This is a genomic window from Achromobacter deleyi, assembly GCF_902859705.1.
Classification (GTDB): domain Bacteria; phylum Pseudomonadota; class Gammaproteobacteria; order Burkholderiales; family Burkholderiaceae_B; genus Achromobacter; species Achromobacter deleyi.
Window position 1 is genome coordinate 1 of record NZ_CADIJO010000022.1, and the last position, 18,790, is coordinate 18,790.

Annotated in this window: 16 protein-coding genes; 5 read left to right on the forward strand and 11 right to left on the reverse strand. The window is 67.3% G+C overall.

The genetic code is table 11. From position 1 onward, the window contains the following. From pcnB to hda, 3 genes are all read right to left on the reverse strand, one after another. The coding region (gene pcnB, locus HV798_RS24570; RefSeq protein WP_175216581.1) for a polynucleotide adenylyltransferase PcnB at positions 1-1,315 on the reverse strand (1,315 nt) is incomplete at its 3' end. Next, positions 1,316-2,014: an HAD family hydrolase gene (locus HV798_RS24575; RefSeq protein ID WP_025136727.1), complete on the reverse strand. Its 699-nt coding sequence runs from the start codon at positions 2,012-2,014 to the stop codon at positions 1,316-1,318. Further along, positions 2,011-2,712 carry a DnaA regulatory inactivator Hda gene (gene hda / locus HV798_RS24580; RefSeq protein WP_175190753.1) on the reverse strand — a complete coding sequence of 234 codons (702 nt, stop codon included), beginning with the start codon at positions 2,710-2,712 and terminating at the stop codon, positions 2,011-2,013. Before hda ends, HV798_RS24575 begins: the two co-directional genes overlap by 4 nt. Positions 2,713-3,017: 305 nt before the next feature. Here hda and purM point away from each other — a divergent pair, with 305 nt between their 5' ends. Next, positions 3,018-4,067: a phosphoribosylformylglycinamidine cyclo-ligase gene (purM, locus tag HV798_RS24585; RefSeq protein ID WP_175190754.1), complete on the forward strand. Its 1,050-nt coding sequence runs from the start codon at positions 3,018-3,020 to the stop codon at positions 4,065-4,067. Positions 4,068-4,128: 61 nt separating this feature from the next. Here the strand turns inward: purM and HV798_RS24590 are convergent, their stop codons facing one another. From HV798_RS24590 to mutL, 3 genes are read right to left on the reverse strand one after another with little or no spacing between them, the layout of a single operon-like run. Continuing rightward, on the reverse strand, positions 4,129-4,623 hold the full coding sequence (locus HV798_RS24590) for a hypothetical protein (RefSeq protein ID WP_175190755.1): 495 nt from the start codon (positions 4,621-4,623) through the stop codon (positions 4,129-4,131). Continuing rightward, a complete protein-coding gene (gene miaA, locus HV798_RS24595; protein WP_425486168.1) occupies positions 4,623-5,588 on the reverse strand; it encodes a tRNA (adenosine(37)-N6)-dimethylallyltransferase MiaA in 966 nt (321 codons plus the stop codon). The genes HV798_RS24590 and miaA overlap by 1 nt, the downstream gene beginning before the upstream one ends. A 3-nt stretch (positions 5,589-5,591) precedes the next feature. Then, positions 5,592-7,562: a DNA mismatch repair endonuclease MutL gene (mutL, locus tag HV798_RS24600; protein WP_175190757.1), complete on the reverse strand. Its 1,971-nt coding sequence runs from the start codon at positions 7,560-7,562 to the stop codon at positions 5,592-5,594. A 124-nt stretch (positions 7,563-7,686) separates the two neighbouring features. Here mutL and HV798_RS24605 point away from each other — a divergent pair, with 124 nt between their 5' ends. Continuing rightward, positions 7,687-8,325: a VTT domain-containing protein gene (locus HV798_RS24605; protein WP_025136733.1), complete on the forward strand. Its 639-nt coding sequence runs from the start codon at positions 7,687-7,689 to the stop codon at positions 8,323-8,325. Between the two features lie 128 nt (positions 8,326-8,453). Here the strand turns inward: HV798_RS24605 and HV798_RS24610 are convergent, their stop codons facing one another. Together HV798_RS24610 and tsaE are read right to left on the reverse strand one after the other, a co-directional pair. Next, the gene (locus tag HV798_RS24610; RefSeq protein ID WP_175190758.1) at positions 8,454-9,833 is read right to left on the reverse strand and encodes an N-acetylmuramoyl-L-alanine amidase; all 1,380 of its coding nucleotides are present in this window, start codon (positions 9,831-9,833) and stop codon (positions 8,454-8,456) included. Beyond that, positions 9,761-10,300, reverse strand: a complete 540-nt coding sequence (gene tsaE / locus HV798_RS24615; protein WP_025136735.1) for a tRNA (adenosine(37)-N6)-threonylcarbamoyltransferase complex ATPase subunit type 1 TsaE — start codon at positions 10,298-10,300, stop codon at positions 9,761-9,763. The genes HV798_RS24610 and tsaE overlap by 73 nt, the downstream gene beginning before the upstream one ends. A gap of 171 nt (positions 10,301-10,471) precedes the next feature. Between tsaE and fumC the strand changes: the two genes are divergently transcribed. After that, positions 10,472-11,863, forward strand: a complete 1,392-nt coding sequence (gene fumC / locus HV798_RS24620) for a class II fumarate hydratase (RefSeq protein WP_175190759.1) — start codon at positions 10,472-10,474, stop codon at positions 11,861-11,863. 347 nt (positions 11,864-12,210) lie between these two features. Here fumC and HV798_RS24625 read toward each other — a convergent pair whose 3' ends face one another. Continuing rightward, the gene (locus tag HV798_RS24625; protein ID WP_175190760.1) at positions 12,211-13,110 is read right to left on the reverse strand and encodes an AEC family transporter; all 900 of its coding nucleotides are present in this window, start codon (positions 13,108-13,110) and stop codon (positions 12,211-12,213) included. Positions 13,111-13,356: 246 nt separating this feature from the next. On the opposite strand from HV798_RS24625, the gene HV798_RS24630 reads away from it, so the two are divergent. Further along, positions 13,357-14,349, forward strand: a complete 993-nt coding sequence (locus HV798_RS24630) for a tripartite tricarboxylate transporter substrate binding protein BugE (protein ID WP_025136738.1) — start codon at positions 13,357-13,359, stop codon at positions 14,347-14,349. Between the two features lie 97 nt (positions 14,350-14,446). Here the strand turns inward: HV798_RS24630 and HV798_RS24635 are convergent, their stop codons facing one another. Then, complete coding sequence (locus tag HV798_RS24635; RefSeq protein WP_175191104.1) at positions 14,447-15,337, reverse strand: LysR family transcriptional regulator; 891 nt, start codon at positions 15,335-15,337, stop codon at positions 14,447-14,449. Positions 15,338-15,473: 136 nt separating this feature from the next. Here HV798_RS24635 and ggt point away from each other — a divergent pair, with 136 nt between their 5' ends. Next, positions 15,474-17,228, forward strand: coding sequence for a gamma-glutamyltransferase (ggt, locus tag HV798_RS24640; protein WP_175190761.1), 1,755 nt, complete (start codon positions 15,474-15,476; stop codon positions 17,226-17,228). A gap of 65 nt (positions 17,229-17,293) precedes the next feature. Here the strand turns inward: ggt and HV798_RS24645 are convergent, their stop codons facing one another. After that, the gene (locus HV798_RS24645) at positions 17,294-18,700 is read right to left on the reverse strand and encodes an APC family permease (RefSeq protein WP_175190762.1); all 1,407 of its coding nucleotides are present in this window, start codon (positions 18,698-18,700) and stop codon (positions 17,294-17,296) included. Between the last annotated feature and the right edge of the window lie 90 nt (positions 18,701-18,790).

Sequence of the window (18,790 nt, forward strand, 5' to 3'; positions counted from 1 at the left end):
GCTTGCGCGCCGACGGCGCGGGCGCCTCGGCCGGGTCGCGCGGCTGGCGGCCCAGGTCTTCGATCATGTCGGCACGGGTGGCGTCATCGGCGTTGGCCAGGTCCATCCACCACTGCGCCAGCACGCTGTCGAATTCGCCGGCCGCGGCGCGCAACTGCAGGAAGTCGCAGGCGGCGCGAAAGCGCGGTTGTTCGATCATGCGGAAGATGGTCTTGCCCATGCGACGCTCGAAGCGCGGCTGCATGAACCAGATTTCACGCATGTCCGACGAGAAACGGCGCTGGATGGCGAGCTTTTCGGTCTGTTCGTCGAGCACCGAATCGGCCGCCTGAGACAGCGCGGGAATGGTGTGCTCGCCCTGGGCGCGCAGCTGCTTCCAGCGCACGTCCACCTGCTGCCACAGCAGCGCGGCAAACAGGAAGCTGGGGCTGATGGTCTTGCCGGCGCGCACGCGGGCGTCGGTGCGTTCCAGTGCCAGTTCGACGAAGTTCTCGCCGCCGGGCTGTTCCAGCACCACGTCCAGCAGCGGCAACAGGCCGTTGTGCAGGCCGTCGGCGCGCAGCTGGCGCAGGCAGTCCATGGCGTGGCCGCAGGTCAGCAGCTTGAGCATTTCGTCGAACAGGCGCGAGGCCGGCACGTTTTCGATCAGGTTGGCCATCGTGCGGATGGGCTGGCGCGTGGCCGGATCGATGGTGCCGTTGAGCTTGGCCGCGAAACGCACCGCGCGCAGCATGCGCACGGGGTCTTCGCGGTAGCGCTTGGCGGGGTCGCCGATGATGCGGACCTGGCGTTTCTTCAGGTCGGCCACGCCGTTGTGGAAGTCGATGACTTCCTCGTTGTGCGGGTCGTAATACAGCGCGTTCATGGTGAAGTCGCGGCGGGCCGCGTCTTCTTCGTGCGAGCCGAACACGTTGTCGCGCAGGATGCGGCCGTGTTCGTCGGTTTCCTGGTCTTCCGAGGCCGGGGCCCGGAAGGTCGAGGTTTCGATGATTTCCTGGCCGAACACCACGTGCACCAGCTGGAAGCGGCGGCCGATGATGCGGGCGCGGCGAAACAGCGGGCGGATCTGCTCGGGCGTGGCATTGGTGGCCACGTCGAAGTCCTTGGGTTCCAGGCCGACGATCAGGTCACGCACGGCGCCGCCGACGATATAGGCTTCATAGCCATGCTGGCGCAATACCTCGCACACCTTGATAGCGTGGCGCGACACGTTGCGCCGGTCGATGCCGTGCTTGTCGCGTCCGATGCGCAAAGGCCCCCGGGCTGTCGGCGCGAACAGTCGGCCGACGAATTTTTTTATGGTTTCGGTGATCATTTAGGACTTGGCATCTATGACGTGGTCGAACAGGTCGATCACTTGCCAGCCGCGTTCCTGGGCGATCTTGCGCAGGGTCGGGCTGGGGTTGGCGGCGATCGGACGGGTCACCTTTTCGAGCAGCGGGACATCATTGACCGAATCGCTATAGAAAAACGATTCCGAAAAATCTGCAAGTCCTAATCCCATGGCGCCCAGCCAATCGTTCACGCGCACCACCTTGCCTTCCTTGAAACTGGGCGTGCCCAGGATGCGGCCGGTGTAGCGGCCGCGCTGGACTTCGGCGTCGGTGGCGACCAGGTGGGGCACGCCGAAGGCGCGGGCGATGGGGGCGGTGACAAAGCTGTTGGTGGCCGTGACCACCGCGCACAGGTCGCCGGCTTCCAGGTGCGATTCGACCAGCTCGCGCGCGGCGGGCGTGATCGACGGCCGGATGACCTCGGCCATGAATTCCTCGTGCCAGGCGGCCAGTTCGAACGGCGCGTGCGCGGCCAACAGGCCCAGCATGAACTCGGCGGCCTGCTCGGCGGTGAGCTCGCCGCGGTTGTAGCGGTCCATCAGGTCGTCGTTGCGGCGACGGGCCTGGTCGGGGTCGCCCGCGCGGCCGGTGCGCGCCAGATAGTCGGCCCATTGGTAGTCGCTGTCCAGCGGCAACAGGGTGTGATCCAGGTCGAACAGGGCGAGACGTCGGGAGGTCATGGGCGTTGTGAATCAGGGTCTGCGAGCATGGCGCGCAACAGGGGCAGGGTGATGGGACGGCCAGTGGCCAGGGAATAGCGGTCCAGCGCGTCCAGCAAGGCGGCCAGCTTGCGGATGTCGCGCTCGTGGTGCGTGAGCATCCAATTGATAATTTCGGGCGCCAGGTGCAGGCCGCGCTCGGCGGCCTGGGCGGCCAATGCGGCCAGCTTGTCGGCGTCGGACAGCGGGTCCAGGCGGAACACCAGGTCCCAGCCCAGCCGGGTGCGCAGGTCTTCGCGCAGCGGCATCGACAGGGGCGCGCGGTCGCCGGCCACGGCCAGCGCGAAGGCGCGGCCGGTGGCGGCGGATTCGCGCCAGCGGTTGTACAGGGCGAACAGGCCCGCCTGGCGGTGTTCGTCCATGCGGTGCACGTCGTCCACGGCCACGAACTTGGGCATGGGCGACTTGGAATCGGCTTCGGCCAGCACCCGCAGGATGTTGGCGCTGTTGGCGGCTTCGATGTAGACGGCGTCCGGGCGCGCGGTCAGGGCGCGCAGCAAGTGGCTGCGGCCGCAGCCGGCGGAACCCCAGATATACAGCGCGCGGCCCGGGGCGAGCGTGCGCACGGCCGCCAGCGCCTCTCCGTTGGGACCGGCGATGAAATTGGTCAGCGATGGCGCTGGCGCGGGAAGAACGTCAAGCAGCAGCTGGCGGTTCATGAGAGGTTATCGATCAGGCGGGTGACGCGGGGCGTTGGCTCTTGCCCAAGGCCGAAGGCGGCATTGCCCGCCAGAAACTGGCAAAATCGCTATCGGCCAACCCTACACTTTAAACCACCCGGGGGGGCGGTGTCGCGTCCAAGCCCTTTGCCTGGCTTGGGTTTGCGCGAAAATGCCGACCTGCCGGCCCGCCCGCCCCGGGCGGCTTTCGGCGCCCGTCAGCCTGGACCGGGCCGCAACATCGTAAAATGCAGGGCGTTCCACCCAAATTCCCAGCAATTGTTACATACCCCACGGCATTTCTCATGACGAATCAACCCAAAGCTCCCTTGACCTACCGCGATGCCGGTGTCGACATCGACGCGGGCGACGCCCTGGTCGACCGTATCAAACCGCTCGCGGCGCGCACCATGCGCCCCGGGGTGCTGGCCGGTATCGGCGGCTTTGGCGGCCTGTTCGAAGTGCCCAAGCACTACAAAGAGCCGGTGCTGGTGTCGGGCACCGACGGCGTGGGCACCAAGCTGCGCCTGGCGTTCGACTGGAACCGCCACGACACGGTCGGCATCGACCTGGTGGCCATGAGCGTCAACGACATCCTGGTGCAGGGCGCCGAGCCCCTGTTCTTCCTGGACTACTTCGGTTGCGGCAAGCTTTCGGTGGACACGGCGGCGTCGGTGGTGGGCGGCATCGCCAAGGGCTGCGAGCTGTCGGGTTGCGCCCTGATCGGCGGCGAAACCGCTGAAATGCCGGGCATGTACCCGGACGGCGAATACGACCTGGCCGGGTTCGCGGTGGGCGCGGTCGAAAAGTCGGCCATCATCGACGGCAAGTCGATCAAGACCGGCGACGTGGTGCTGGGCCTGGCGTCCAGCGGCGCGCATTCCAACGGCTATTCGCTCTTGCGCAAGATCCTGGAACGCGCCGGCGCCAAGCCCGACGACGACTTCCACGGCCAGAAGCTGGTCGACGTGGTCATGGCCCCGACCCGCATCTACGTCAAGCAGGTGCTGGCGGCGCTGGCCAAGCACGGCACCGCCATCAAGGGCCTGGCCCACATCACCGGCGGCGGCCTGCTGGACAACGTGCCGCGCATCCTGCAGCCCGGCCTGGCGGCCAAGCTGCAGCGCGACAGCTGGGAAATGCCCAAGCTGTTCCAGTGGCTGCAAGCCCAGGGCGGCGTCGAAGACACCGAGATGTACCGCGTCTTCAACTGCGGCATCGGCATGGTGCTGGTGGTGGACCCGGCCCAGGCCGACGCCATCGCCGCCACCCTGCGCGAGCAGGGCGAAACGGTCAGCAAGCTGGGCGAGATCGTCGAGCAAACTGACGGCATGCCCCAGACCGTGGTGGTCTGAGCCGGCAGGCTCGCGTAAAAAAACCCGCCCTGGTGGCGGGTTTTTTCATTTCACCGGGCCCTCAAAAGAATTTGACCCGGCCCGCGTCCTCGCGGAATTCCTCGCCCGTATCCAGATCCGTGCGCCAGATCGTGTCGTGCACGGACAGAAAGCCGCGCAGGGAGGGGTTGGCGGCCCGCGCGTCCCGCCAGGCCGCCTGGAACCACGCGACATAGGTGTCGGTCATGGCTTCGCGCACGTCGTCGCCAAAGTCATCGTCTTCGTTGTCCATGGCCTCGTCCAGCGCGGCGTCGACGGCCGGCGGAATCAGCGGGGCCGGCAAGGCCAGCGGCAGGCCGCGTCCGCAGTAGCCCGAACGCGTGTTCAACGGAATGGCGACGGGGGCGAACGACTCCCAGTCGTACTCGAAATGAATGGCGTCCACGGTTTCCCTGGAAACGCCCGGGTTCAGCGTGAACGGGCGCTCCTGCAGCAGCCATTGGATCTTGCTGATCAGGGCCTTGTCCTGCTTGTGCAGCTGGGCCGCAAAGGCCTGGTTCGCGTCGTGGATGTCCATCAGTCCGATATCCTGTTATCCAGCGCTACGGCCACTGCGTCGATGGTCTGCGCCACCGCGTCGGCCGCCAGGCAGTCGACGATGATGCGTTCGGGCTGGGCACGCAGCCAGGTGATCTGGCGCTTGGCCAGTTGGCGGGTCGCGGCGATGCCCTGTTCGCGGGCCTCGTCCAGGCTGATCTCGCCATCCAGGTGGGCCCACATCTGGCGGTAGCCCACGCAGCGCACCGACGGCAGGCCCGGGTGCAGGTCGGCGCGCGCATGCAGGCCGCGCACCTCGTCCAGCAGGCCGTTGTCCAGCATGGCGTCAAAGCGCTGCTCGATGCGCGCGTGCAGCGCGGCGCGCTCGGAGGGTTCCAGGCTGATGGTCAGGTAGCGGTCGGCGTCGTCGTCGGGCGGGCGTTGGCCGCGGCTGAGCAGGGCGGACATGGGTTGGCCCGACAACTGGCAGATTTCCAGCGCGCGCTGGATGCGCTGGCTGTCGTTGGGCGCCAGGCGCGCCGCCGTGACGGGGTCCAGCACGGCCAGCTCGGCGTGCAGCGCCGGCCACCCCAGGCGGGCGGCGCGCGCTTCGAGTTCGGCGCGCAGCGCGGGGTCGGCCTGCGGCAGGTCGTCCAGGCCGTCGCGCAGCGCCTTGTAGTACATCATCGTGCCGCCCGCCAGAAGCGGAATGCGGCCGCGCGCGCGGATCTCGTCGATCAGGCGGCGCGCATCGGTGCGGAATTCGGCGGCGGAATACGACTGCGCCGGGTCGCGGATGTCCAGCAGGTGCTGCGGCACCCGCGCCTGTTCGGCCAGCGACGGCTTGGCGGTGCCGATATCCATGCCACGGTAGATCGTGGCGGAATCGACGTTGATGATTTCCAGCGGCCAGCGTTCGGCCAGCGCCAGGGTGGATGCGCTCTTGCCGGCGGCGGTGGGGCCGGCCAGGCAGATGACGACGGGGGCGGGGGACGGCACGGGCAAGATCTATTGGCCGCGCAGGAACAGCTTGTCCAGGTCCGACACGGACCACTGCACCCAGGTCGGGCGGCCGTGGTTGCACTGGTCGGCGCGCTCGGTCGCTTCCATCTGGCGCAGCAGGCCGTTCATTTCTTCCAGCGTCAGCTTGCGGTTGGCGCGCACCGAACCATGGCAGGCCATGGTCGACAGCAGCTCGTTGCGTTGCTCGGTCAGCAGGCGCGACACGCCCACGCCGGCCAGGTCGCGCAGCACGGCGCGGGCCAGCGTCTCGATGTCGCCGCGCGCCAGGATGGCGGGCACCGAGCGCACGGCGATCGACGTGGGCCCCGACGGCCGCATCTGGAAGCCCAGGTCTTCGAGCTGTTCCTCGAATTCCTCGACCACTGCCACGTCCTTTTCCTGGGCGTGGAAGACCACCGGCACCAGCAGGTCCTGGCGCGGCAGGCTGCGGGCGTCCAGCGCCTGCTTGAGCTGCTCGTAGACCACCCGTTCGTGCGCGGCGTGCATGTCCACCAGCACCATGCCGCGGCGGTTCTGCGCCAGGATGTAGATGCCGTGCAACTGGCCCACCGCCATGCCCAGCGGATGCTCTTCGTCGGCGGGCAGGGAGGAGACGGCCGGGGCTTGCGGGGCAACCGGTGTGGCCGCATCGCGCAGCGGTTCGGTGCGCGGGGCCGTGTCGTCGTTCAGCGGGCGGTACAGCGCTTGCCAGTCGGCCACGGGGATGCCGGCGGGTTCCGCATGCAGGCGGAACGGCACCTGCGTGTGCGGACGCGGCGCGGTGGGCGAGGGCCGCAGGCCGTACGGGGCGGCACTGCCGGCACCGGTGTAGCCGGGGCGGGGCGAGGCTTCGCCGGCCGCATGCAGGGCAGCCGGTGCGCTTGCCGCGCCATCTGCGGGCACGGCTGCGCCCGCGGGCGTGCCCGCCGGCGCCACGGTCTCGAATTCTTCATCGCGCGCGGCGCCGGCCGGGGCCACCGCCGACGAGCCGCCCGTCTGCGCCAGCGTCTGGCTGACCGCGTGCGTCACGAACCGGTGCACCGCGCCGCTGTCGCGAAAACGCACTTCGTGCTTGGCCGGGTGCACGTTCACGTCCACGGCGGCGGGGTCGATGTCCAGGAACAGCACATAGGCCGGCTGGCGGTCGCCGTGCAGCACGTCCGCGTAAGCGGCGCGCAGGGCGTGGCTGACCGTGCGGTCGCGCACGTAGCGGCCGTTGACGTACAGGTACTGGCGGTCGGCGCGGGCGCGGGCCGCGGTGGGGCGGGTGATCATGCCGGCCAGGCTGACCGTGCCCACGCTGTGCGATAGCAGCAGGCCGTGTTCGGCGAATTCGGCGCCCAGCACATCGCGGATGCGCTGCGGCGGTTCGGCGGGCAGCCACTGGCGCTGCGCGCGGTCATGGTGGAACAGGCGGAAGGCGATCTGCGGATGCGCCATGGCGATGCGCTCCATGGCGTCGACGCAATGGCCGAATTCCGTGGCCTCCGAGCGCAGGAACTTGCGCCGCGCCGGCACGGCGTCGAACAGCTGGCGCACGTCAACGGTGGTGCCCGGCGGGCCCGAGGCAGGGCCGACCTGCATGCTGCCGGCATCGATCTGCCAGGCGTGCTCGCCGTCGCGGGTGCGCGAAATGATGGACACCTGGGCCACCGACGCGATCGAGGCCAGCGCTTCGCCGCGGAACCCCATGGACGCCACCGATTCCAGCTCGTTCAGGTTGCGGATCTTGCTGGTGGCATGGCGCGCCAGGGCCAGCGGCAGCTCTTCGGGCGGAATGCCGCCGCCGTCGTCGGTGACCGCAATGCGGCGGATGCCGCCGCCTTCCAGGCGGACTTCGATCGCGCGCCCGCCCGCGTCGATGGCGTTTTCAAGGATTTCCTTGAGCACCGAAGCGGGTCTCTCGATCACTTCGCCCGCGGCGATCTGGCTGATCAGCAGGTCGGGAAGTGCAAGAATGGAGCGGCGTTCTGTCATGGGGTGTCCCGGTGTAGCTACAGGGATGATTTTAGCCTCTTGATTTTTGCCCGTTGATTTTGCCCATCGATCCGGTGGGCTATATTTCCTGGCTGGTTCCCCAACTGCTTTCAGGGCCGTATCAATGCTTGATTTTTTCCAAATGGTGCTCCACATCGACCAGACGCTGGGCGTCTGGGTCCAGCAATACGGCGTGTGGGTCTATCTGGTGCTGTTCCTGATCGTCTTCGCCGAGACCGGGCTGGTGGTGCTGCCTTTCCTGCCGGGCGATTCGCTGCTGTTCATTGCCGGCGCCTTCGGCGCCACGGGCAGCCTGGACCCGATTCTGCTGTCGGCGCTGCTGATCGTGGCGGCCGTCACGGGCAATACCCTGAACTACGCCGTTGGCCGCTATTTCGGGCCGCGCGTGTTTTCGATGAACCTGCGCTTCCTGGACCGCGGCGCGCTGATGCGCACCCACGCCTTCTACGAAAAACATGGCGGCAAGACCATCGTCATGTCGCGCTTCATTCCGGTGGTGCGCACGTTCGCGCCGTTCGTGGCCGGCGTGGCCGACATGCCGCTGTCGCGCTTCCAGCTGTTCAACATTCTGGGCGCGCTGCTCTGGGTCATCAGCCTGGTGGCCGCGGGCTACTTCTTCGGCAACATCCCGCTGGTCAAGGAGTACCTGAACACCATCGTGCTGCTGGGCCTGGCCGCGGCCATCGTGCCGGTGGTGGGGGCGGCGCTGTTCAAGCTGCTGCGCGCGCGCCGGGGCGGGTAGGGCGAGCGCGCCGCCAAGAAAAAAGCCATGTGCGTGCACATGGCTTTTTTTGTCCCGGCGCTCAGGTCAGGGGCGGCGAAGCCCTTCGTCCGAGGCCGGCAAGCGGGCCCGCAGGGGCCCAGCCGGGGTCAGCTGACGTCGCCCAGCCGCGCCAGCGGCGGGTTGGCCGTGAAGTAGCGCTGGATGCCCGTCATCATGGCCTGCGCCAGCTTTTCCTGGTGCGCCTGGGTCTTGAGCAGCGCCTCTTCCTGCGGGTTGCTGATGAAGGCGGTCTCGACCAGCACCGACGGGATGTCCGGTGCCTTCAGGACGGCAAAGCCGGCCTGTTCCACGCTGTTCTTGTGCAACCGGTTGATCTTCTTGATCTCGTCCAGGAAGGCGTTGCCGACCTTGAGCGAATCGTTGATCTGCGCGGTGGTGGACAAGTCCAGCAGCACCTTGGCCACCTGGCGGTCGTGGCTGCCCAGGTTGACGCCGCCGATCAGGTCGGCCGCGTTTTCCTTGTCGGCCATCCAGCGCGCCTGGGTGCTGGATGCGCCGCGCTGGGACAGCGCGAACACCGACGAGCCATTGGCTGAAGGCTTGATCCAGGCGTCGGCGTGGATCGACACGAACAGGTCGGCATGGACCCGCCGGGCCTTCTGCACGCGCACATGCAGCGGGACGAAGAAATCGTCGTCGCGCGTCAGGTAGGCGCGCATATAGGGCTGGCTGTCGATCAGCTGCTTCAAGCGCCGCGCGATCCGCAGCACCACATCTTTTTCGCGCAGGCCGCTGCTGCCGATGGCGCCGGGATCTTCGCCGCCATGGCCCGGATCCAGCGCAATGGTCAGCATGCGCTGCTTGCCGCGGCCCGCGGTGGCCGGCGGCGCCTTGGGCACCGCCAGGGGCGGGGCCGGCTGCTGGCCGCGCACGCGCGGCGGTTCGGGCGGGTCGGCGCGGGTGGCCGGGTTGCGCTGGATGTCTTCCAGGATGCGCGCCAGCGGATCGTCGGCGTCGGGGCCGCTTTTGTTCAGGATGGCGACCAGCGGGTCCTGGGCGATCTTGGGGTACAGATCCAGCACCAGGCGGTACTGGTAGTCCGCCACCGGTTTCAGCGTGAACACCTGCGGCGCCACGGCCTGCTTCAGGTCGAACACCAGCCGCACCACGTTCGGGCGGTTCTGCGCCACGCGCAGGCTCTGGATGTAGGGATCGTCGGGCCGGACCTTGGACACCAGGTCGTTCAGTGCGGCGCTCAGGGTCAGACCCTCGATATCGACCACCAGGCGGTGGGGATTTTCCAGGGTGAATTGTTCGGCCTTGAGCTCGCTGTCGAGTTCGAGCGTGACTCGGGTGTATTCATCGGCCGGCCAGGTACGTACCGCCAGGATCGTGGCGGCCTGGGCCAGCCGCGGCACCACCGGCAGCACGAGCAGGGTGGCGGCGACGCTGATCAGGCGGCGTCGGGTGGCGCCTGCTGCGGGGAGGGCGCCGTGACGGGCGGGGGGACAATCGCGTTCAACCATGTTTGTCCTCGAGCGGTGTACGCGGTCAGGGTGGCGTCGCGTCCCAGGCCGGCATAAGCCAGGGAAATCTGCAGGTCGGGCGGGGGCAAAAGACCCTCGGCCCGCTCCGGCCATTCGATCAAAACGACCGCATCTTCACGCAGTAAATCCCGGAATCCTGCGTCCAACCATTCGCGCGAATCACTAAATCTATAAAAATCAAGATGATAGAAGTATAAGTTAGAAACTTTATAGGATTCAAGCAGCGCGTAGCTTGGACTCTTGATTCGGCCTGTGATGCCGCATTCGCGCAACAATGCCCTGGTGAAGGCCGTCTTTCCTGCCCCCAGGTCCCCCTGAAGATGGATACATGCGCCTGCCAGCCCGGTTTGCTTGCCGGAAACAAGCGGCGCCAGCTGCCGCGCGAGGGCGTCGGTAGCGGCTTCGTCGGGCAGGTGCAGGGTCAGGCTGCTGAGGGGAGCGGACATGGCGCGGGGCAGTGGGCGAGTGGTAAAAGATCAGGATGGAAACGCGGATTGAACGCAATTATAGGAATTCGGGTTTCTGCTAATCTATAAGTGATTGCTATTCTCAAATAAGTCGTGCCTGGCGGCTCCTCCGCCGACCGCGACGGACGCTGCTACGGAGCTGTAAGCGCCATGAAGACCCGCATCGAAAAAGACACCTTCGGCCCCATCGAAGTCCCCGAAGACCACCTCTGGGGCGCACAGACCCAGCGCTCGCTGCATTTTTTCGCGATTTCCACCGAGAAAATGCCCGAGCCCCTGGTCAACGCGATGGCGCGCCTGAAGCGCGCGGCCGCCAAGGTCAACGCCGACCTGGGTGAGCTCGACCCCAAGATCGCCGACGGCATCATCCGCGCCGCCGATGAAGTCATCGCTGGCAAGTGGCCCAACGAATTCCCGCTGTCCGTCTGGCAGACCGGCTCGGGCACGCAAAGCAACATGAACATGAACGAGGTGCTGGCCAACCGCGCCTCGGAAATCCTGGGCGGCGTGCGCGGCGAAGAACGCAAGGTCCACCCCAACGACCACGTCAACCGCGGCCAGTCGTCCAACGACACCTTCCCCACCGCCATGCACGTGGCCGCCGCCGTCCAGGTCGAACACCACCTGCTGCCGGCCCTGAAGACCCTGCGCGCCACCTTCGCCGCCAAGAGCGCCGAGTTCTACGACATCGTCAAGATCGGCCGTACCCACCTGCAGGACGCCACGCCCCTGACCCTGGGCCAGGAACTGTCCGGCTACGTCGCCCAGCTCGACCTGGCCGAACAACAGATCCGCGCCACGCTGCCCGGCCTGCACCAGCTGGCCATCGGCGGCACCGCCGTCGGCACCGGCCTGAACGCCCACCCGCAATTCAGCGCCAAGGTCTCGGCCGAACTGGCCCACGCCACCGAAACCGCCTTCGTCTCGGCCCCCAACAAATTCCAGGCCCTGGCCTCCCACGAAGCCCTGCTGTTCGCCCACGGCGCCCTGAAGTCCCTGGCCGCCGGCCTGATGAAGATCGCCAACGACGTGCGCTGGCTCTCCAGCGGCCCGCGTTCCGGCCTGGGCGAAATCAGCATCCCCGAAAACGAACCCGGCAGCTCGATCATGCCCGGCAAGGTCAACCCGACCCAGTGCGAAGCCATCACCATGCTGGCCGCCCAGGTCCTGGGCAACGACGTCGCCATCAACATCGGCGGCGCCAGCGGCAACTTCGAACTGAACGTCTACAAGCCCCTGGTGATCCACAACTTCCTGCAATCGGTGCGCCTCCTGACCGACGGCATGGCCAGCTTCGACCAACACTGCGCCGCCGGCATCGAACCGAACCGCGAACGCATCGCGGAACTCGTCGACCGCTCGCTGATGCTCGTCACCGCCCTGAACCCGCACATCGGCTATGACAAGGCCGCCCAGATCGCCAAGAAAGCCCACAAGGAAGGCCTCTCCCTCAAAGAGTCCGCCCTGGCCCTGGGCTACGTCACCGAAGCCCAATTCGCCGAGTGGGTCGTCCCCGGCAGCATGACGAACGCCGGCAAGTAAGGCTCCCCGTCAGCGCGCAGCGATCACCGCCGCGACGCAAGACACCGCGTATGCAAAAACCGGCTGCCCGCGCAGCCGGTTTTGGCGGGCCCCGCAAATCTCTCACGCAAGCCCAGACCTAGCAGCGCAACAATCCCAGACGCACGTAGCTCCTCGGGGTGGCGGCTTGCCGAGCGGGCAACCTCGATGCGCCCGAGGGAATCTGAAGGCAGTCGCCGAAGGCGACAACGAAGATGACGAAGGGGCAGTCCGGAGCGAAGGCTCCGGACCGCAATCGTGGGCGCCCGCTCGGCAAGCCGCCACCCCGAGGAGCGACCTACGAAGCAATAATCACCGCAAGCAAAAAATCAACGCCCCCCAGCAAGCATCATCCACAAAGGAATCGTCAAAGCAGAAAGCAACGTTCCAAGGGAAATCAAGACGGCAACCATCCGCCCATCCCCCCCCATCCGCATCGCCAACACATAAGCCGCAGAAGCCGTAGGCAACGCCCCAAACAACAACAGCATCCGCGCCTCCAAAGCAGGCAACCCCAGCAACCCAGCCACCCCCAGCGCCACTAGCGGCAATCCCACCAGCTTCACCACCAGCATCCAGGCAATCAACCCCCCGTACCCCTTGCCGCCTTCCCAGGCCAGGCTGGCCCCCACGCATAGAATCCCCAACGCGATCGCCGCCGCGCCCAGTCGCGCCAGCACCGTATCCACCGGCCCCGGCAAATGCAGCCCCGCCAGATTGCACGCCAGCCCCGCCAGCGTCGACACCACCAGCGGATTGCGCGCCAGCTCGCGCAGCAGATTGCCGCCGTTGTGCCGCGCCAACCCGTACACCGCCGCCACATTCGCCATCGGCACCGCGAAGCCGATGATCAGCGCCATCACCGTCTGCCCCTGCGCGCCGCCCAGGCTCGCCGACAGCGCCAGCCCGATATACGTGTTGAACCGGAAGCCGCATTGCGCCGACGACGCCAGCCCCAACGACGACGGCTTGAGCACCAGCCCTGCCAGCCACGACAGCGCCACGCCCGACACGATCACTGCCGCCGTCGCCTGCAACAGTATTGCGGCATTGCCCGCGCTGATCGGCGTGCGCAGGATCGATTGAAAGAGCAGCGCGGGGAACAGCACGAAGTACACCAGCCGCTCGGTGCCGGCGAAAAACTCGCGTGAGAAATTCAGTTTGTGGCGCAGCGCCCAACCCAGCGCGACCAGCAAGAAATCAGGGAAAACCAGCAGTGCGACCGACATAGTGTGATGTGTTTTTTTCGAGGTCTGGGCCGGGGACCGGCGTCCTATGCGACTGTAAGCATTTGCTGCTATTCTCCGTCATTCCGGCGGGCGCGTGTGCCACAAGCAACTCATAAACAGCACGGCTTTCTGCCCTGCACACTAAGCAATGCGCCCCCACCGTTAACTGCTGACCCGCCCACAGGCGGGTGCACCACAAAACGGTCCGTTCACATACGGGCTCGCACACTTGGAGGAAACACACCCATGAATAAAGTTCGCTCCCTGGCTCTGGCCATCGCAGTGGCAACCGGTGCCGCAGGCACGCTCGGCGCTTCCGTCGCCCACGCCGCCGACAAGTATCCCAGCAAGCCGATTCGCGTCATCGTGCCGTTCGCGCCGGGCGGTTCCACCGACATCATCGCCCGTCTCGTGACGCAGCGCATGAGCCAGGAACTGGGTCAGCCGATGGTCGTTGAAAACAAGGGCGGCGCAGGCGGCGCCATCGGCGCGGCCGAAGCCGCTCGTGCCGACAAGGACGGCTACACGCTGTCGATCGCCACCGTGTCGACCATGGCCGTGAACCCGGCGTGCCGCCCCAACGACCTGCCGTACGATCCGATCAAGGACTTCCAGGCCGTCACCAACTTCGCCAACACCGCCAACGTCGTGGCCGTGAACCCGAAGTTCCCGGCCAAGGACTTCAAGGGCTTCGTCGAAGAACTCAAGAAGAACCCCGGCAAGTACTCGTACGGCAGCTCGGGCACCTGCGGCGTGCTGCACCTGATGGGTGAATCGTTCAAGATGGCCACGGGCACCGACATCGTGCACGTGCCCTACAAGGGTTCGGGCCCGGCCGTGGCCGACGCCGTCGGCGGCCAGATCGAAATCCTGTTCGACAACCTGCCGTCCTCCATGCCGCAGATCCAGGCGGGCAAGCTGCGCGCCATGGCCATCGCGTGGCCGGAAGACATCGCGTCGCTCAAGGGCGTGCCGAACTTCAAGGAAGCCGGCTTCCCCGTGCTGAACCAGCCGGTCTGGTATGGCCTGCTGGCGCCCAAGGGCACCCCGATGGAAGTCGTGAACAAGCTGCGTGACGCCGCTGTCGTGGCCCTGAAGGACCCGAAGGTCATCAAGGCGCTGGACGATCAGGGCTCGGCCCCGTCGGGCAACACGCCGGAAGAATTCGCCAAGGAAATCAAAGAGCAGTACGACTGGGCGAAGGACGTCGTGAAGAAGCAGAACATCAAGCTGGACTGATGGCGTGATGGCGCGGGCCTGGCCCGCTGCCTGAACCGTCAAGCAAAGAGCGCCTTCGGGCGCTCTTTTTCATTGGGCGGCCGTACGCTCGTCGTGGCTAGGCGTGCAACGCGGCCTGGCTCGCTTCGCACGCGCCGCGCAGCCGGTCGATCAGGTCGCGGTGCAGCGCCGACAACGGGTCCTGCTCGCGCGCCAGCACGCTAATCGGCACCTGCAAGATCGGCGCCAGCCGCCGCAGGTGCATGCCAGGGCGCAGCATGGCCTGCGCCGTGACCGCATCGACGATGGCGTCTCCCGCGCCCGCCTGGGCCAGTGCGCAGGCCACGTAGTGCGTCTGCACGCGCACCGCGGCGCGCGGGGCCAGGCCTTGCGCATCCAGCGCCATCTGCAACAGCGCGCCGGACGCATCGCTGGCATCCAGCAGGATCAGTGCGTCGCCCGCAATGTCGGCCAACGCCAGCGGGCCGTGGCCGGGCTGCGCGCTCAGGTGCACCAGTTCGGTGTGGCCCAGCTCGATGCGCGTCAGGCCCGGCGTGTCGCGGGTGTCGAAGGTCACCGCCAGATCCAGCTCGCGCGTCAGCATGCCGTTGACCAGTTCGGTGCTGTGATGGGTATGGATGTCGAAAGTCAGGCCGGGCTGGGCCTGGCGGCTGTCGCGCACCACGCCCGGCAACAGGCCCAGGCCCAACGCCGGCGCGCAGCCCAGCCGCAGGTGCGCATGGGGACGGTCGCGCAGGCTGGCGGCCAGGCGGCGCACGCTGTCCAGGTCCTGGTTCAGGCGGGCGACCTCGGGCGTCAGGATGTCGGCCTCGCGGGTGGCGACCAGGCGGCCCTTGACGCGTTCGAACAGCTTGAAGCCCAGTTGCGCCTCGGCGCTGGCCAGCAGCTTGCTGGCGGCCGGCTGCGTGATGTGCAGCGCCGCCGCGGCCTGCGTCAGGGAGCCGGTGCGGCGGATCGCTTCGAAGATCTCGATGTGGCGCAGGCGCATGGGAAAGGGAAAGAGTCGGCGCAAAGCGGCATTCTACGGCGCGGCGAGACGGCATGCGGCGGTATCAAGGACCGCGCCGATTTGTCTATCATGCAAGCTCATGCCGGCCTGCCGGCGCCACCCGATGGAGTCTGTCATGCGCATGCGTCCCTGCGCCGCCGTCCTGCTCGCCGCCGCGCTGGCCGCGATGCCATCCGCCTGGGCCCGTTCGCCCGTTGCCACCGACGACCTCAACCCCGAAGCCGCCACCGGCACCCGCGCGCGTGAACTGGTGCGTGCGCCGCATTTCATGATGGTGGCGGCCAACCCGCTGGCCACCGAGGCCGGCGACGAAATGCTGCGCCGGGGCGGCAGCGTGGTCGACGCCGCCATCGCGGCGCAACTGGTGCTGAACCTGGTCGAGCCGCAATCGTCCGGCATCGGCGGGGGCGCCTTCATGGTGGTGTACTCGGCCAGGCAAGGCCGCATCGTCACGTACGACAGCCGCGAGACCGCGCCGGCCGCCGCGCGCCCCGACCGCTTCCTGGATGCCGAGGGCAAGCCGTTGCCCTTCGTGCAGTCGGTCAACAACGGCATGGCGGTGGGCGTGCCGGGCCTGCTGCGCGGGCTGGAAATGGCGCACCAGCGCCAGGGCACGCTGCCGTGGGCCGATCTGTTCCAGCCGGCCATCCGCCTGGCCGAACAGGGCTTTGCGGTGTCGCCGCGCCTGCACAAGCTGCTGGCGGGCAACAAGGAACTGCCGCGCCAGGCGGCGGCCGCCGCCTATTTCTATGCGCCCGACGGCGCCGCGTGGCCTGTCGGCCATGTGCTGAAGAACCCGGCCTTCGCGGCCACGCTGCGCGCCGTGGCCCAGGGCGGCGCTGACGCGTTCTATCAAGGCGATATCGCGCGCGACATCGTGGCGGCGGTGCATGCCCACGCCAAGCCGGGCGATCTGGCGCTGGCCGACCTGGCGGGCTACCAGGCGCGCGAGCGCGAGCCGGTCTGCGGCGCCTATCGCGGTTACCAGCTGTGCGGCATGGGCCCGCCCAGCAGCGGCCCGATCGCCGTGCTGCAGATGCTGGGCGAGCTGGAACAGTATCCGCTGTCGCGCTATGCGCCCGGCAGCGTCGAGGCGGTGCACTATTTTTCGGAAGCGGGGCGGCTGGCGTTTGCCGACCGCGACTTCTACGTGGCCGACCCCGACTTCGTCAAGGTGCCGGTGCGCGCCATGCTGGCCCCGGCCTACCTGCGCGCCCGCGGCGCGTTGATCCAGCCGGATCGAAGCATGAAGGTGGCGCTGCCCGGCGATCCCGAAGGCAAGCTGCTGTCGCTGGGCCAGGACAACGCGCTGGAACAGCCATCGACCAGCCACCTGGTGGCGGCGGACGCGGACGGCAATGCGCTGTCCATGACCACCACCATCGAAAACGAATTCGGCAGCAAGATCTTCGTGCGCGGCTTCCTGCTGAACAACGAGATGACCGATTTCTCGTCATCGTTCAAGGACCCCGAAGGCCGGCTGGTGGCCAATCGCGTCGAACCTGGCAAGCGCCCGCGCAGCGCGATGTCGCCGCTGATCGTGCTGCGCGACGGCAAGCCTTACCTGCTGGTGGGTTCGCCGGGCGGCAGCGCCATCATCAATTACGTCGCCAAGACGGTGGTGGCGGTGCTGGACTGGGGCCTGGACATCCAGGCCGCGGCGGCGCTGCCCAACATGGGCAGCCGCAACAAGGAAACCGAACTGGAAAAGGGCACCGCGCTGGAAGCGTTGGCGCCGGCCCTGGAACGCATGGGGCACCCGGTGAAGATCACCGAGTTTCCCAGCGGCATCCATGGCATCGTGATCACGCCGGACGGCCTGCAAGGCGGGGTCGACCCGCGGCGCGAAGGGCTGGCGAAAGGCGGCTAAGTCGACTCAGGCGGGCAAGGCGGCCCGGCCTGCCACCGTGTGGCCGGGCCGGCCCGCCCGCCGGTTCAGTCCAGCGCCGCCGGGTCCAGCTGCATCTTGTCTTCCTTGCGGCGCGCCAGGTAGGTCACGCCCCACATCACCACGCCCAGCAGCAGCAGCCAGCCGGCGACCTGGTACTGGATCACGTCGCGGCCGGTCAGCGGCGTGACCAGGAACAGGCAGGCCGCAGCCCCCAGCCAGGGTACGACGCGGTTGATGCGAAAGTGCTCGTGCTTGACCGGGTGGCGGCGCAGCACCAGCACTGCTACGTTGACGAAGGCGAACACGCCCAGCAGCAGCAAGGCCGTGGTGCCGCCCAGCGCGCGGATGGCTTCGGAATCGCCCAGCGCCACCAGGATGATCAGGCCGAAGGCCAGCACGGTGGTGAACAGAATGGCCGTCCAGGGCGTCTGGTTGCGGCGATGCACGTGGGCCAGGAACGACGGCAGCACGCCCTGGCGCGACATGCCGTACAGAAGGCGGCTGGCCATCATCATGTTGATCAGCGCCGAGTTGGCGACCGCGAACATCGAGATCACCGGCATGATGTATTCCACCGGCAGGCCGGGCGCGGCGCGCTTGACCACCAGCACCAGCGGCGTGCTGCTGCTGGCCAGTTCGCCCACCGGCACCAGCGCCACGGCGCAGATCGACACCAGCACGTAGATCACGGCGGTCAGCCCCAGGCCCGTCAGCATCACCTTGGGAAAGATGCGGCTGGGGTTGTGGGTTTCCTCGGCCATGTTGACCGAATCCTCGAAGCCGACCATGGCAAAGAACGCCAGCGCGGTGGCCGAGGTGACGGCCAGGAACACGCTCTTGTCTTCGGGCGTGTCGAAGGCGATGACGCGCGAGAAATCGGCCTGGCCTTCGGACATGGCGTAAAAGCCCAGCAGGATCACCATCAGCAGGCCTGACAGTTCGATCAGCGTCAGCACCACGTTGGCGCGCACGCTTTCCGAGGCGCCGCGCAGGTTCACCAGCATCACCAGCGCCATGAAGCCCAGCGCGCCGACCGTGATCCAGGTCTTGTCGGCTTCCATGCCGAAGGCCGCGAACATATTGGCGGCAAAGGCTTGCGAGGCGGTCGCGGCCGATGTCAGGCCCGAACACATCACGGTGAAGCAGACGATGAAGGTCAGAAAGTGCACGCCGAAGGCCTTGTGCACATACAGCGCCGCCCCGGCCGCTTTCGGGTACTTGGTCACCAGTTCCAGATAGGACAGCGCGGTCAGCAGCGCCACGCCGAACGCCACCAGGAAGGGCAGCCAGGCGGCGCCGCCCACTTCTTTGGCCACCTGGCCGGTCAGCGCATACACGCCGGTGCCGAGAATATCGCCGACGATGAACAGCAACAGCAGCTTGGGTCCCATCACCCGCTTGAGCGGGGCGTTCTCTTGCGGCGCATCGCCGCTGGCAGCATTCGTAGCCATAGTCTTTCTCCTTGTTCTCTTTCGATGGGGAGTCGCGCCAGGGCAACGCCAGGGCCTGCCATTGCAGCCGGCCCGAGGTACGGAAAAAGT